This is a genomic window from Sphingomonas sp. 66-10 (genome assembly GCF_001897045.1).
GTDB classification, from domain to species: domain Bacteria; phylum Pseudomonadota; class Alphaproteobacteria; order Sphingomonadales; family Sphingomonadaceae; genus Sphingomonas; species Sphingomonas lycopersici.
Map to the genome: position 1 here is coordinate 15,696 of NZ_MKRR01000030.1, position 14,147 is coordinate 29,842.

General features: G+C 66.2%; 18 protein-coding genes and 1 tRNA gene. 9 read left to right on the forward strand and 10 right to left on the reverse strand.

All coding sequences use genetic code 11. The features are described 5' to 3' along the window. Nucleotides 1-384: hypothetical protein (locus BGN95_RS03620; protein ID WP_286771642.1), on the reverse strand; the 384-nt coding region annotated here is incomplete at its 3' end. Here BGN95_RS03620 and BGN95_RS03625 point away from each other — a divergent pair. Then, complete coding sequence (locus tag BGN95_RS03625; RefSeq protein ID WP_286771643.1) at nucleotides 377-2,674, forward strand: hypothetical protein; 2,298 nt, start codon at nucleotides 377-379, stop codon at nucleotides 2,672-2,674. The genes BGN95_RS03620 and BGN95_RS03625 overlap by 8 nt on opposite strands. On the opposite strand, the gene BGN95_RS03630 is transcribed toward BGN95_RS03625, so the two are convergent. Both BGN95_RS03630 and BGN95_RS03635 read right to left on the reverse strand, forming a co-directional pair. Beyond that, entirely contained in the window at nucleotides 2,665-2,787 is a 123-nt protein-coding gene (locus tag BGN95_RS03630; RefSeq protein ID WP_286771644.1) for a hypothetical protein, read from the reverse strand. The genes BGN95_RS03625 and BGN95_RS03630 overlap by 10 nt on opposite strands. A 32-nt stretch (nucleotides 2,788-2,819) precedes the next feature. Beyond that, nucleotides 2,820-2,945 carry a hypothetical protein gene (locus tag BGN95_RS03635; protein ID WP_286771645.1) on the reverse strand — a complete coding sequence of 42 codons (126 nt, stop codon included), beginning with the start codon at nucleotides 2,943-2,945 and terminating at the stop codon, nucleotides 2,820-2,822. A 133-nt stretch (nucleotides 2,946-3,078) separates the two neighbouring features. Between BGN95_RS03635 and BGN95_RS03640 the strand changes: the two genes are divergently transcribed. The 6 genes from BGN95_RS03640 to BGN95_RS03665 all read left to right on the forward strand — a co-directional run bounded on the left by BGN95_RS03640 (nucleotide 3,079) and on the right by BGN95_RS03665 (nucleotide 6,957). After that, nucleotides 3,079-4,167, forward strand: a complete 1,089-nt coding sequence (locus BGN95_RS03640) for a right-handed parallel beta-helix repeat-containing protein (RefSeq protein ID WP_286771646.1) — start codon at nucleotides 3,079-3,081, stop codon at nucleotides 4,165-4,167. 23 nt (nucleotides 4,168-4,190) lie between these two features. Further along, nucleotides 4,191-4,535, forward strand: a complete 345-nt coding sequence (locus BGN95_RS03645) for a hypothetical protein (RefSeq protein WP_286771647.1) — start codon at nucleotides 4,191-4,193, stop codon at nucleotides 4,533-4,535. Nucleotides 4,536-4,800: 265 nt separating this feature from the next. Continuing rightward, on the forward strand, nucleotides 4,801-5,394 hold the full coding sequence (locus BGN95_RS03650) for a glycoside hydrolase family 19 protein (RefSeq protein WP_286771648.1): 594 nt from the start codon (nucleotides 4,801-4,803) through the stop codon (nucleotides 5,392-5,394). Next, complete coding sequence (locus tag BGN95_RS03655; RefSeq protein WP_286771649.1) at nucleotides 5,391-5,597, forward strand: hypothetical protein; 207 nt, start codon at nucleotides 5,391-5,393, stop codon at nucleotides 5,595-5,597. The genes BGN95_RS03650 and BGN95_RS03655 overlap by 4 nt, the downstream gene beginning before the upstream one ends. Further along, nucleotides 5,564-6,046, forward strand: coding sequence for a hypothetical protein (locus tag BGN95_RS03660; protein ID WP_286771650.1), 483 nt, complete (start codon nucleotides 5,564-5,566; stop codon nucleotides 6,044-6,046). The genes BGN95_RS03655 and BGN95_RS03660 overlap by 34 nt, the downstream gene beginning before the upstream one ends. 245 nt (nucleotides 6,047-6,291) lie before the next feature. After that, nucleotides 6,292-6,957: a hypothetical protein gene (locus tag BGN95_RS03665; protein ID WP_286771651.1), complete on the forward strand. Its 666-nt coding sequence runs from the start codon at nucleotides 6,292-6,294 to the stop codon at nucleotides 6,955-6,957. 38 nt (nucleotides 6,958-6,995) lie between these two features. On the opposite strand, the gene BGN95_RS03670 is transcribed toward BGN95_RS03665, so the two are convergent. After that, nucleotides 6,996-7,184: a helix-turn-helix transcriptional regulator gene (locus tag BGN95_RS03670; protein ID WP_286771652.1), complete on the reverse strand. Its 189-nt coding sequence runs from the start codon at nucleotides 7,182-7,184 to the stop codon at nucleotides 6,996-6,998. Between the two features lie 297 nt (nucleotides 7,185-7,481). Here BGN95_RS03670 and BGN95_RS03675 point away from each other — a divergent pair, with 297 nt between their 5' ends. Continuing rightward, nucleotides 7,482-8,108 (forward strand): SOS response-associated peptidase, encoded by a 627-nt coding sequence (locus BGN95_RS03675; protein ID WP_286771653.1) that lies wholly within the window; start codon nucleotides 7,482-7,484, stop codon nucleotides 8,106-8,108. Nucleotides 8,109-8,116: 8 nt separating this feature from the next. Here BGN95_RS03675 and BGN95_RS03680 read toward each other — a convergent pair whose 3' ends face one another. From BGN95_RS03680 to BGN95_RS03705, 6 genes are all read right to left on the reverse strand, one after another. Continuing rightward, a complete protein-coding gene (locus BGN95_RS03680; protein WP_286771654.1) occupies nucleotides 8,117-8,404 on the reverse strand; it encodes a hypothetical protein in 288 nt (95 codons plus the stop codon). 21 nt (nucleotides 8,405-8,425) lie between these two features. After that, entirely contained in the window at nucleotides 8,426-8,851 is a 426-nt protein-coding gene (locus tag BGN95_RS03685; protein ID WP_286771655.1) for a hypothetical protein, read from the reverse strand. Then, on the reverse strand, nucleotides 8,808-9,056 hold the full coding sequence (locus BGN95_RS03690) for a hypothetical protein (RefSeq protein ID WP_286771656.1): 249 nt from the start codon (nucleotides 9,054-9,056) through the stop codon (nucleotides 8,808-8,810). Before BGN95_RS03690 ends, BGN95_RS03685 begins: the two co-directional genes overlap by 44 nt. Nucleotides 9,057-9,251: 195 nt before the next feature. Beyond that, nucleotides 9,252-9,317 (reverse strand) — tRNA-Gly (locus BGN95_RS03695). 63 nt (nucleotides 9,318-9,380) lie between these two features. Then, the gene (locus BGN95_RS03700) at nucleotides 9,381-12,014 is read right to left on the reverse strand and encodes a TonB-dependent receptor (RefSeq protein ID WP_286771657.1); all 2,634 of its coding nucleotides are present in this window, start codon (nucleotides 12,012-12,014) and stop codon (nucleotides 9,381-9,383) included. Between the two features lie 79 nt (nucleotides 12,015-12,093). Continuing rightward, nucleotides 12,094-12,831: an EF-hand domain-containing protein gene (locus tag BGN95_RS03705; protein WP_286771658.1), complete on the reverse strand. Its 738-nt coding sequence runs from the start codon at nucleotides 12,829-12,831 to the stop codon at nucleotides 12,094-12,096. A 245-nt stretch (nucleotides 12,832-13,076) separates the two neighbouring features. Between BGN95_RS03705 and BGN95_RS03710 the strand changes: the two genes are divergently transcribed. Continuing rightward, a complete protein-coding gene (locus BGN95_RS03710; RefSeq protein WP_286771659.1) occupies nucleotides 13,077-14,111 on the forward strand; it encodes a quinone-dependent dihydroorotate dehydrogenase in 1,035 nt (344 codons plus the stop codon). Nucleotides 14,112-14,147: the final 36 nt, after the last annotated feature.

Below are 14,147 nucleotides of genomic sequence, written 5' to 3' on the forward strand. Positions count from 1 at the left end.
CGCGGCGCCCGCCGCGGGGCCGCCTATCCCAGGCGATACGGCTCCGATCTTCACGGCGGCACCATCCATCGCTCCAAGCAGCGGCACCAGTTCGACCACCTTCACCGCAACCGACGGGACTGTCAGCAACGGCACCGTGACCGGGCGGCGCTGGCTGCTCAACGGCACCGCGATCGGGACCGGGACGACCATTGTGCCTGGGGCGACGGGCTCGCTTGTCCTCGAGAATACGGCGACCGGGCCGGGCGGCACGACGACCGCAACCTCGACGGCTGTCACCGTTTCGGCGGTGCCCGCGCCCTCGTTCACCGCCGCGCCCTCCATCAGCCCTTCGAGTGGCGATAGCGCCACCACCTTCACCGCAACCGACGGGACGGTGAGCAATGGCAGTGTGACCGCTCGCCGCTGGCTGCTCAGCGGGACCGCAATCGGCACCGGCACCACCATCGTGCCGGGCGCGGCAGGATCGCTCGTGCTCGAGAATACGGCGACGGGGCCGGGCGGCTCGACGACGGCAACCTCGTCAGCGATCGCGGTCACGGCGGCGCCCGCGCCGCTGATCACGTCGATCAACGCCGACGGGTGGTCCGGCGAATATCGTGTTCCCGGCGATCTGCCGGCCATGAACACCTCGCTGCCGAGCGAGATGGCGCCGGAGGGCGCATCGCCAAAGTCGTTCCTCGTCGATCGCGCCGGCTTCACTGCAACGGGCGCGGCAACGACGTACACCGAAACGCGCATCGTCACGAAGCGCAGGCGGCAAGCTTATCCCAATTACACCCTGGCGGAGCCCGCCTCGCTCGCGCTCGACGATTACGTCTATGCGACCGACTCGATCGCTGGCGTCACGAACAATTCCACCGAGACCAGCCCTAAGCCGATCGCCGAATGGGCGATGCCGGCGCGCCTGCTGGTCGGCAATTCGGTGCATTGGGAGATGGTCGCGTTCCACCGCGATTTCCGATCCAATCGGCAGGTCGCCTGCGTTCGCGTCCGCGCCAATGACGGGACGACGCAAACGGCGTGGCAGACCGTCGCCGCAACCGCGATCTCGACCACGGTCGAGGACGCCAATCCGGTCGAAGTCTATCAGGGCGATCTTGATGTCACCGCGCTCGCCACCGGCGCGATCTGGCTTGAGGCGGAGGTATATCCGTGGATCGGTACGGCGGCGTCTGTCCTCAAGAGCGAGGAGGTGCAGGTATCGGCCGGCTACACGCCGCGCAAATTTGGTCGGCGCTACTTCCATAAGGATGCGTCACGCGCCACCGCGCCGCCGCTGGCCTATGTCGATCCGGCGGGCAACGACAGCACAGGCGTATGGTCGACCAACGCCGCGACCGCGCAGGCGACGCCTTTTCTGACGCTTACCGGGGCGCACGCTGCGATCATGCACGCGACGCGTGGCGTACCGGCGACTGGCGGCCTCGCGACTGGCTGTCGCATCTATATAAACGGTGCCGTGAACACCGGCACCGTGGCCCAGGTTTCAAACCCTCAAGGCGGCGCGGGCGTCATCGTTACTCGCGCGCCGGGTGTCGCGCGCGCATCGGCCGTCCTGACGATCGAAAATGGCTACAGGCCGAGCCAGACGTGCAGCATCTCCGGGCTGGAAAGCGCGGTGATATTCACCGACCTGACGCTCAAGCGCACGAATAACGCGGCCACCATTCGCGGCGAGACGGCCACCGGACTGTGGTGGCACCTTTGGAATATTACCCTCATCGACGCCAGCGGCACCTTCGGCTCGCCGTATTCCTCGTCGCATGGCAGCCTCTTTGGTGTTCTGGTTGATCCGACGACGACGAATTTGGCGTGGTTGACCGAGCAGAATAACGAAGTGCGGATCATGCGCGGGGTCACCGCCGACATGAACTCCACCTCGCCGATGCAGTGGGTGACGTTCGGCTGCAAGCTCTCGCGGGTCCAGAATCCGAACCTGAAAAACCCCGCCGACGGCTGCATTGTCTACGGGAACAAGTTCCTCGCGCACTCCGGCGCGGGCGCGGCGATCGGGGTGAGCGCGACGAACCCCGGTGATACAATCACTGGCGTCGCTATCCTGCAAAACCTCGTCGAGGTGACCGGCACGGGATCGAACCCGATCGTTCGCATCAGCTCGGACGGCGCGAATGGCTCAACGGTCCATACCGTCGTCGCGCACAACACGGTCGCCGGGTTCGTCAATTCCCGCCTCAACGCCTTCTATGACGAAAGCAGCGGCACGAACCGGCGCACCCATCGGCTGATCCGCATGGTGGGAAATATCTGGGTCCAGACGAACACCAAGGGCGACCGCTTTTATTCGACCACCGATGCCACCGAGGCGGCGAACCGCACCGGCAACTTTGGTTACCTGAACGGTGTTGGCTGCGAGGGAGAGTGGACGATGTTCTGCTCGGCCGATGGCGCGCAGGCGGGGTCGGCCTTCTCGCAGATGCATCCGGGCCTGCGATGCTCGATCGGCACCAGCCTCACGGTGCGCAACGACCCGCTGTTCGTGTCCTACCAGGCGACGGTGAACGCATCGACCGCCGGTGCCGGCGGCGGCGACTATCGCCTGCAAGCGGGAAGCCCCGCGCGCGGGCGCGTTTCCCGCCGCGGCCTTGCATTCGATCTCGCTGGCGCGGCGCGCCCAACCAGCGGGCTCGATGCGTGCGGGGCTTACGCCTGATCCGGTGACCGTGCTGCAATTGCGATCAGCAGGCCGGCGGCGATCAACCCTGCCGGCACGGTGAGAAGCGGATGCAGCCGGAAATAGACGCCGGCCGTCGCTACCAGTGTCATGCCTAGGGCGAGGGTGATTTGGACAGGCCGCATCACCGGCCCATATACGGTTCGGAGAGGCCGGCCGCCCCTGCGTTGGCGGCCGCATCGTCGCTGATTTCGAGCACGATCCCTGCGGCGATTATCGCCAGCGCCGCCACGACCGCGGCGAGCTTCATCGATCTCTGAGCCACTCAATCCCCTCCGTCCGCTTCCCCAAGCGATCGTTACGATGGTGGCACAAGCCGCATTCGGTGAAAACTGAATTAACCCAAAATGACGGTTTTTATTGTCCCGTATCAGGAGGCTATCATGATCCGCATACTGCTCGCGGCGCTGCTCGCGCTCGCTTGTTTCGCCTGCCAGCCGGCGCTTGCGCAGTCCGCGCCGCCGCTCACCGCAAAGGAATGGACCGCGCTCGCCACCGCGGCGCAGCCCGGCGCGGTGATCGACCTGGGCGACCGCCGGGTGACATTCAGCCGCATCCGCGCGCTGCATGACGTGACGATCAAGGGCGGCGTGTTCGGCTTCACCGTCCTCGATAGCTGGAAAAACGTCACGTTCGACGGTACGCGTTTCGAGGCGGCGCCCGTCGATCGTATCATGACCGGCTACGTCCCGCCCTATGTCGACGCCTATTCGCCCGAGCGGCTGACCTTCAAGAACGTCACCTTCGCCGCCTATACCGATAGCGCCGGTAATCTGACCGGCGGCGGCATCAACGGCCGCGGCGGATCCGATATCACCGTGACGGGCTCGACCTTCCGCGACCTCGGCACCGTTGCCACTTTCATGCGCACGGTCGGGGTGACCTTCGCCGACAACACGATCGCCAACGTCCGCGAGGGCGTCCGGCTGGTCGGCGCGAGCAACGCGACGATCGCGCACAACCGCATGGGGCCGTTCAGCCCGGCGAAGGGCGACCACCCCGACGGCATCCAGTTCTTCACCGCCGGCCTGACGCTGCCTGACGATCGCGCTGCGCATGACGTGGTGATCGAAGGCAACCTGATCGATCCCGGCCCGGCGGCGCATGTGCAAGGCATTTTCATCGGTGACGAGGCGAAGCTCTACGCTAGCGGGCGGGGCTATTCGAACATCACGATCCGCAACAATTCCCTGATCGGCACCGGCTGGCACGGGATCACGGTCGGCCCGCACGGCCCGGGCCTGACAATCGAGGGCAACCGGCTGTTGATCCGCCTCAATGGCGACGGCGTGACCGATAACTGGATCATGGTCGGCGAGGGCGGCGGCGTCGTGCGCGACAATACCGCCGGGGGGATCACGCTCGCGGCCGGGGTGACCGCGAGCGGCAACGTCTCGGTCAAGCGCGCGGCGGCCGACGCCGAAATCTCCGCTGCGGCGGCGCTGTTCGCGCCGATCGCGGCTTGCAAGTGACCGCTCGGCACAGGGGGCAAGATATGACGACGCTTGAGGCCGCGCTCGCGAAATACGGCTGGATCGGGATCGGCCTGACTTTCGGGTTCGCCGCGAAATATGCGCTGCTGATCAAGCGGGGGGTGCGGGTCAGGACCTGGCTTGTCGTGGCCGACGTGATGCTGCTGCCGATCATCGCGCTGATCGCGTTCTGGCTGTGCGAGGCGCTGGGCCTGCGGGGTGAAGGCGCGGCGATCGCCACCGCGCTCTCGACGGTGAGTGCTGATCGGCTCCTGCGCTTGGCGACTGAGCGCTTCATGCGGCGCGCAGAGGCGATCGCCGATATTCTGATCCCGCCGTTGCCGGGCCAAGCACCCAAGACGGACTGAGGCGGCAGGAGCGCGATCGGGGACGGGAGGATGCCCCGATCGCGCTCCGAGAGACGCGCGGCGACCAAGCCCCCTTTGCCGTGCGGCATCTCTGCGCAGGGAATTTGCACGAAGGTGGTTAATGAAAAGTTGGGTGGATGGAGCGCGGCGGTAAATCGGGAAACCGCCGCGCTCCGGGGGTGTCAGCAGTCGCCTGACGCTCGGATCATGCGCACCGCCGCCGAGTCGCGGCAATTGCTTTTCCATACAATCGAAAGGACGGACCATGTTCGACGTTGCCAAGGTGCAGCGGCGATTGGGCGTGCGCGCGGATGGCGCGCTCGGCCCGATCACGCTCAGCGCCATCTTCATGCGCTCGGGCGCATCGCCTGCCGTCGCCCAGTCTCTCGCCTCAACCGGGGTGCCGGCGCTGGAGGGCGCGGTCATCCTCGATTCGGGGCTGCGCCTCGCCCACTTCCTCGCCCAGGTGGGCCATGAGAGCATGGGGTTCGCGCGGTTCAACGAGATTTGGGGGCCGACGCCGCAGCAGGCCAAATACGAGGGCCGCGCGGATCTCGGCAATGTGAACCCGGGCGACGGCTATCGCTACCGCGGTCGCGGGCCGATCCAGATCACCGGCCGCGCGAACTACCGCCGCTATGGCGAGCTGCTGGGCCTCGATCTTGAGGGAAACCCCGACCTTGCCGCCGCGCCTGCAGTCGGCATCCGCATCGCCGCCGCCTATTGGACGCGCAACCGGATCAACGCTCCCGCCGATCGCGACGACATCGAGGCGGTGACGCGGCTCATCAACGGCGGCCTCACCGGGATTGTCGATCGCCGCGCGCGGCTGGCCAAGGCGAAGGAGTTGCTGCTGTGACGGACCTCTCCGACAAGATGCGGTCGCTTGCCGATCTCGATCACCCGCGAGCCGTCGAGCTGCGCGAGAAGGCGGGGGCGTTCGACGTGGCCGCCACCGGCTTTTACGCCGAGCCACAGACGGTAACGGTCAAATCGTTCTTGGGCGCGTGGGCGCGCGCTCGGCGCCTATGGTCCGAGTGCAGCGGCGAGCCGCTGCTGTGAGCTGGGTCACTGCCATCGCGCTCGCCCGCCGCTTCTGGTGGGCGGCCCCTATCGTCGCGCTGACGATCGCGCTCCACCTCACCCGCGTCACACTGGCCGATCGCACGGCGACGCTCAACGCCGAGCGGCAGACGTGGACCGCCGAAATCGCCCGCGCCGACAAGCAGCGCGCCGAGGATCAGGCCCGGTGGGCGAACCAGAGCGCCGCCGCGTGGGCGACCTATGCCGGCGCGCTGGCCGACCGCCAGCCGCTCATTGTCAAATCAACCGATACCGTGAGGGAATATGCGAAATCTGATGCTGGTCGCGTGTTGTGCCGCGCTCCTGACCGCGTGCGGGCGATCGACGAACTCGACGCATCTCTATCCCAACGCCCGGCCGCCAGCGCCGCCGGCGGAAGCGGGCAGGCCGTGCGTCCCGACGCCGCAGCATCGCCAGCCGGACGGTAGCGCGGCGGCAGCCGACGACGACGCCACGATTCGCGACGGTCGGTTCGACCTGGCCGATTGCGAGGCGCGCCGCCGGCTGCTGTGGGACGCCTGGCCGCGCTGAAACATCACGCGTCCTAGCGATCTGTTAATACGCGAAAATTATACGTATTGCGCGGGGCGCTCAGCGATTCGACGACGTAAGGGTGATGACATTGACCAGCGGCGTCGACACGCCCCATGGCAGGGATTAAATCGAGGGCGACGTGTCGATTTTCAAATACTTTTCTCAGGAAAAGCACGCGCTTGACCTCATCAATCGAGGCAGAATGCATTGGAAGGCCCTGTCGAGCTTTCGAGAAATAGAAGACGGCGGAATCCGCGGAGACCCAAGAGACGGAGTGTTGGTACACGCCCCAGAGGGAGGCCTTGACGCCAGAGGTTTAGACGGAAAACCGGTTAAGGCGCTGGCCGGCGCAAAACGATTTGTTGCGTCTGTAAAGGGCGACGACATATTTGTTTATTGTACTAGTAATATTAAATCAGACCTTCTGTTCAGAGAGTTCGGCGGTTTTTGCGTCGAGATAGAAGATGTGGATAAGCTAATTCTAATGATAAAAGCGCGAGAGTGCCCAGCATCAAAATTAGCATACGAAGAAATAACTTTCGGTAGTATGGACTATCGTCCGTTAAGTCAGATACCTGCCGCAGATTGGGCGCGTCCAGAAAAGGCGGTATTCATAAAGCCACCAGAATATGCGCCTCAAGATGAGTTCAGGATTGCCTTGCCAAAGCGAGGGGCATTTCAGGCCGAAAATGTAGAATTGATGATTGAATTTGAGGGAGTTCAAAAGCCGCCACCCGCGATTCAGGAGCCGATTTTTATTGATATTGGCAACATAACTGATTTTGCCAAACTTCATCGACTCTAAAACAAAACGCTCGCTTCGTTAGCGTCCGGCTGGGCTTTTCAGGTTCCATCGAACCGCTCCGGATGCTCGACCACATAACGCACGGCCAGTTCAGTGCGCTTCTCGATCGGCGCCTTGTCGAGCTCCATTTCGTTGACCGTCTTACGGCTCATGCCGATCGCGTCGGCGAGCGCGCCCTGCGTAAGCTTCGCGCTCTTGCGGAGCGCCCTTAGGTCGTTCCCTTGCATGTCGGCCGCCTGTCCTCTATTTTTGACCTATCCCTCCCCCCGGTGGCCGCCGAGGGGAGGGGGTTAAGGCTAGGTGATCTTGATCGACACTAGGACGATCTCGATCCTCCAAAGCCGAAACCGGATTGCGAAGTGCATTCGCTTTCCTTTCGGTCTGTCAGCGGGCGGGGGCGTCATACCATCGCCGTCTGACAGAGAGAAAGTAACGCCGCGTTACATTCCCGTCAATGGGAAAAGTAACGTGGCGTTTCTTTTTTGCGCGCTTGCTTTTTGCCCGATCCGTGCGACGCTCCGCGCATGTGCAATCGCTATCGCATGTCCGCGAGCCAGCGCGAGGTTGCCGAGCGCTACGGCATCGAACTGCCATTCCCCGAGGATGAGAATTACCCGCCGCCCGAGTTATTCCCCGATCGTGCCGCGCTGGTGGTGACCGGGAGCGCCGACGGCCGGGCCGCCCACGCGATGAGCTGGGGTTTCCCGCACCAGGTGCCGGGCAAGCGAATCGACAAGGCGACCGGCAAGCCCGTCATGCTTGAGAAGCGGGTGACGAACGTCCGCAATTACACCTCGCCGTTCTGGCGCTCCGCGCTGGTGAACCCGGAGCGGCGATGCCTGGTGCCATTCACGGCTTTCAGCGAATATGGGCAGGTCCGCGGCGCGGATGGCAAATTGCCGCTCCATTGGTTCAACGTGCCCAGCCGTCCGATCGCCAGTTTCGCCGGCGTGTGGCGGCCGAGCGAGAAAGGCGACGTGTTTGCCTTCCTGACCTGCGAGCCGAACCCGCTGGTCGCCCCGATCCACCCGAAGGCGATGCCGGTGATCCTCAACGAGGATGACGAGAGCCGGTGGCTCACCTGTTCGTTCGACGAAGCGATCGCGCTGGCGCAGCACTATCCGTCGCAGCTTATGGCGGTGACCGATTAGGCGGGCGCCTATCTGGGGAACTCGGGATCGGATCGCGCGTCGTTCGCCACCTCAAGCCCTTGGAGCAGCTTCTTGTGGATATAGCCGGCGAGCCCGTTGCGCTTGAACGGGGTGTCGGCCTCATTCGCCCGGGCGAGGATGAGCGACATGCCCATCACCATGCCGTCGATCGCGCGGCCGACGTTCATCGCGTACGTCCCGTCGCTGCGCTTCGATTCCTTCCTGATGAGCTTGATCATCGCAGCCGCGATCCGCGATTCGTAGTCAGGCCCAAGCTTGTCGTCGAATTTTTCCATCACGTCTCTCCTCGCACCAATCTAGGCATCGCCGGCGGTCGATGCACTCCGCTCCCACGCCTTTCGCATCGCCATCCTCACATCGGACGTAAGCTCGATCCCCACGGCCCGCGCGATCCCCTGCATGTCCGACCACATCATCGTCTGCCGGGCGGATGCCTCAACGCCAGCATTGCACCCGTCGCCGGCGGCGTCCCGTTGCGTCGCCTCGTGCCAGAAGCTGATATAGGGCTGTCGGTCGAACCATTCACCGCGCCTGTCGCCGAGCACGTATAACGTTGCGAGCGCGAGCCGAAGCGCGGGAGAGGGGGCAACCCGGCCGCGCTTCGCCAGATCCATCGTCTCATACAGCACCGCTAGCGCCAGGAACGCGATGCGCGCGCGGCCCGGCGGCGGCGGGGTGTTAGGCGGCGCGCCGCGAGCGGCGTTCGGGCCAGTGCGGGGCATCGCCACCGAGCTCCATTTCGCTCACGCCGAAGAACAGCGCGAGCATCCGCCGATCGTGAGCGTCGAGCGGCGCCAGCCGGCGACGGCGCGCGAAGTTGCTCAGATAGCGCTCCGGCCGATCGAGCATGCGCGACAGGCCGGCGAGGGTAACACGGCGAGCGGCGGCCAGCTCGCGCAAGCGGGTGCGGGGATCAAAGACGCGCATTGGGCGCCTCGGGGTCGAGCGAATCGGGCATAGGTTGGAGATAGCGCAGGTTCCTGCTATGTTCCAACCCGTCACTGTGGCCCGATCGCGCGCCTCGTCATTTTCAGATGGCTCGCGAACGGCCCAATTTGTTTTGCCGCTAAAAGGCAGGTTATTGATTCAGAAGGTTTGTTTCGAGCGATGTTTTGCTCAGAAAGCGGGAGAAATTCGCGGATGCGATAAGCTTGGGAAGCTTCTGCTCTACCATTGAGCTACACCCGCGTTCCGAGCGGCCGCCTGCCACAGGGCGGGCGGCTCGGTCAACAGCGCACATGCATTTCGTCGTCAAAACATTTTGCGCAGCGACAGGCTGATCGTTCGCCCATAAGGGTCGAGATACCCAGGCTGATAGGCGAGCGGCGTCGCGCCGGTAGCATCGGTGACGCGTTGGCGGCTGTTGAAGATATTGTCGAGCGCCAGCGTCAGCCGCAGCCCGCGCGCCCAGCTTTCGTGGGGCAGCCGCTGCGCGATATTGGCGAACAGCCGGAGATTGAAGGTCGCCAGCGACGAGAAATGCAGGTCGCCCACCGCTGGGGTGGCCGAGGTGCGGGTCGTCGCCGCGGCGCGCCAATTGCCGGTCAGCCGCAGCCCGATGCCGTTGTCGGTCACCCCGGCGTTGAACTGCACCTGATGCCGCGGCTGGGTGATCGCGCCGATCGTGTCGCCGGCGAGCAGGTCGAGCGGCTGGGTGCCGTCGCGCAGCAACAAGGTGTCGCGGATCGACCAGGTGTGCCAGATCGACAGCTGCAGCCGCGCCTCGTTGCCGCCGGCGTTGCGGCCGAAGCCGCCGCCGCGCCGGCCGCCGCCGAAGCCGCCGCCACCGCCTCCGAAGCCACCGCCGCGGCCGAAGCCGCCGCCGTCACCCGGCGGGCCGCCCGCGCCGCCCGGGGGCGGTAGCGGCATCATGCCGTCGGCGGGGGGAGGGGGCGGGCCGTTGTCGATGTCCGGTGCCGGCCGCTGGCCGGTGACCGTAACGTCACCCGGCGGCGGGGGCGGAGGCATCGCGCCGTCGCTTTCGGACCGGACGACGCGATCGCCGCCTTCGTTGCCGCCACCCGCGCCGCGTCCTTCGCCGCGCCCCTCGCCGCGCCCCTCGCCGCGGTTGCGCCACGGATAGCCGCCGGGCGGCATCGGCGGGCGGGTCGCTGCGCGCAGCACCTTCGAAAAGACGATGCCCCAGCGGAACTGCTCGCGATCCTCGCGCGCGAAGTTGATTGGGCGCGCGTCGACGCTTTCCAGCGTGCCGTCGGGATCGCGCACGAAGCGGTCGGGGAAGGCGTTCTGCGCGAACAGGCTGGCGCCGGTCAGGCTGCCGATCGGGTTGTTGACCCGGCTGCTGAGATAATTGGCGTTGATCGTCAGATCGAGCTTCGATGCCGGCTTGAGCGAGAAGCCGAGCTTGAACACATGCCGGTCGTCCGCCTTCAGATCGGGGTTGCCCCCGGTGATCTGGGTCACCTGCACCGTCTGCCCGGTGACATAATCGAAGATGCGGACATTGGGCACGGTGAGCAGCGGCCCGCGCAATTGCGTCAGCGTCGGCGCGACGCGATCCTCGTTGACCGAGGCGATCAGCGTGATCCCGGTGCGCGGGGTCCAGTTGAGGCCATAGCCGAATGTCGCCAGCGTGCCGTAATCGGAAAGCTGGTTGACCGCGCCGTTGACATTGGCGGTCAAGGTGCCGAGCGCGCCGAGGAAGCCGGCCTTCTTGCTCGCGATCGGGATGTCGAAGCTGAGCTGGGCATTGCCGGTCGAGCGCGCGATCGCGGTCGACAGGGTCGCGCCGCCGAGACGATCGGTGGTCGAGCTCAACTGGCTCGCGTTGCCGCCAATGCTGATAGAGGTGCGCAATTTGCCCGCCGGCAGCGAGAACAGCGGCCCACTGGCGAGCAGCGAGGCGCCGGCGGTATTGGTGATCGCGATCGCACGCTGCCCGCGCACCCCGGCGGTCTGGAAGCGATCGGTGTCGCTGCGCGTGTCGCTATGATCATAGGTGCCGGTGAAGGAGAGCTTCCAGGTCGGCGAGAGATCGGCGTTGAGCGTCACCCCGGCATGGCCGGTGAAGGTGTCGCTATCCTGCCGCAGCGCGACGATCGCGTCGGGATCGTCGGAGACGGGGGCGCCGCCGATCAGCCCGCGGCTCGTCTGATAGCCCGCGGTGCCGTTGAGCGAGGCGGTGATCTTCGGCGAGATCTGATAGGCATAGGTCCCGTTGACCGAATAATTGCGGGTCGACGGGCTCAGCGTGCGATAGGCCGGGTCGCCCGCATCGGGATTGCGCGAGGTCGCGTCGGCGGGGTCGGGGACGATGCCGCGCTGATCCTCGAGCAGCGCCGCGCTCGCCTTGGCACGCGCGGTAATGTTGAGGCGCTGGGCGTTGTGGATGCGGGTGTAGCCGATAACGCCGTTGGCATTGCCCCCGCCGCCCTCGGTCGCCGCACCGCCGCCGGCCTCCACGGTGCGCGCGAGGAAGCGCCGGCGCAGGATGATGTTCACCACCTTTTGCGACGCGCTATAGCCGTATTTGAGCGCGACCTCCTCGGGGAGAATATCGACGCGCAGGATCGCCTCGGTCGGGAGGTCGCCAACCTCGTTGATCCCCGAAATGCGCTTGCCGTTGACCAGCACCACCGGGCCGCTGTTGTCGCGGCCCTGGATGCTGGTGGTCTGATCGGCGATCTCCGCCAGCAGATCGCTGACCGAGCTGACGCCATAGGCCTGGATCTGCGCCGGGGTCAGGCGGTTTTCGGGGGGGATGTCGCCGACCACCGAACCCGGCAGCGCCTGGCCGGTGACGACGATATCCTCGGGCTCCGCCGCCTCGGCCGGCGGGGCGGTCTTCGCCGGCGCGGCCGCCTCCTGTGCGGCGGCGGGCAGGGCGAGCCCCCCGAGCGCCAGCGCGAGCGAGGATTGGAGCATCAGCCGCGATCGAAGTGTGTGAATCGACATGGTTCCCGGAAAATGTCGTGGTGAAGATGAACTGAAGATGGTCGGCGCGTTAATGCGCCGGTTGCGGGGCGCGATCGTCGTCCTCGACGTCCGGCGGCACCGGCCGGCGGAACGGATGGTCGCCCGGCGGACGGCCCCTGTCGCCGCCGATGCCCCCGCGCGCGCGGGTATCGACGGCGGGCAATTCGCCCGGGGTGATGACGCCGTCGCCGTTGCGATCGAGCAGCATGAAGCGCTGATCGGCGGCGGCGAGGAATTCGCTGGTATCGACCCCGCGGTTCAGATTGGTGTCGGCGGCAGTCACCGGCTCGGGCAGCCCGATATAGCTCCAGCTCGCCGCGCCCTGCGCCTGCGAAGAGGTGGGGCGACTGGCGGATTCCGATCCGCCGCGTCCGCCCGGCCCGCCACCCCCGAAGCCGCCGCCACCACCGCGGTGCCCACCGCCGCCACGACCACCGCCCCGCCCGCCGCCATGCCCGCCCGACGCGTCGGGATCGATCTCGCCGTCGTTGTTGCGATCGAGGACATGGAAGAAGCGCAGCGCATCGGCGCGAAATTCGGCGCGGTCGAGCCGCCCGTCGTGGTTGGTGTCGGCACCGGCGAACCACGCCTTGTCGGGATGCTCGACCCGGAACGGCTCGCCCATCGGGCTGAAGAACAGATAATGCGGCTGATCGTCGCCGCCTTCCGCGTGATGCGCTTGCCAACCGTGCTGGCGCGGCGGCGGGCGATCGGTGGCGCAGGCCGCGAGCAGCATCGTCACGGAGAGGAGCGAAAAGCGACGCACATGAGTTCCCGATGAAATTTGCGCGCACCTCATGGCCGACGATCGTCTCGAAGATATTACAGCATTGAGATGATTGTCGGCGCGCCGAAATGTGTGGTCTTGAGCCGGGGGCGAACTGGAGGCAAAGGCAGGGGCAAGAGGTTCCAGCCGTAAAGCCCGAGGCACAAAGGACCCCGGCTCAAGGCCGGGGTGACGGTGTATATGCGGCGACGCGACCGAACGTCGACCGAATCTGGGGAACGCCCTTGCCGACCGCTTACGACCTGATCCGCCCCGCTATCTTCTGCCTCGATCCGGAGCGCGCGCACCGCCTGTCGGTGGCAGCGCTCAAGGCGATGCCGCGCCGGGCCGCGCCGAAGGCGGATGCGGCGCTCGCGATCACGGTGGCGGGGGTCGATTTCCCCAATCCGCTCGGGATCGCCGCGGGGTTCGACAAGGATGCCGAGGTGCCCGATGCGCTGCTCGCGCTCGGCTTCGGCTTTGCCGAGGTGGGGACGATCACTCCGCTGCCGCAGCCCGGCAACCCGCGCCCGCGGCTGTTCCGGCTGGCCGAGGATCGCGCGGTGATCAACCGCTTCGGCTTCAACAGCCAGGGCGGCGAAGCGGCGGCGCGACGGCTCGCGGCGCGCGCCGGGCGGGGCGGCATCGTCGGGGTCAATATCGGCGCAAACAAGGAGGCGGTCGATCGCATTGCCGATTATGTCACGATGGCGCGGCTGATGGCGCCGCACGCCAGCTATCTGACGCTCAATATCTCCAGCCCCAATACCCCGGGGCTGCGCGCGTTGCAGGACGTGGGGGCGCTCCACGAATTGCTCGATCGCGTCGGCGCGGCGGTGGCAGGCGCGGTGCCGGTGTTCCTCAAGGTCGCGCCCGATCTCCAGCCCGAGGACGTCGACGCGATCGCGCGCGCCGCGATCGACCGGCGGCTGGGCGCGCTGATGGTCAGCAACACCACGATCGGCCGCCCGCCGCTGCGCTCGGCGCACGCCGCGGAGACCGGCGGACTCTCCGGCGAGCCGCTGCGCGCGCTGGCGCTCACCCGGCTGCGCGATTTCCGCAAGGCGACTGGCGGGGAAATCCCGCTGGTCGGGATCGGCGGGATCGCCAGCGCCGACCACGCTTGGGACAGCATCCGCGCCGGTGCGAGTCTGGTCCAGCTTTACAGTGCAATGGTTTATGAAGGGCCGGGGATCGCGCGACGCATCGTGCGCGGGCTCGAGGAGAAGGTGCGCGCCGCGGGATTAGGGTCGATCGCCGAGGCAGTGGGGAGCGAATAAGGAGACGAGCGGATGAGGAACAGGATCATCGCGGCG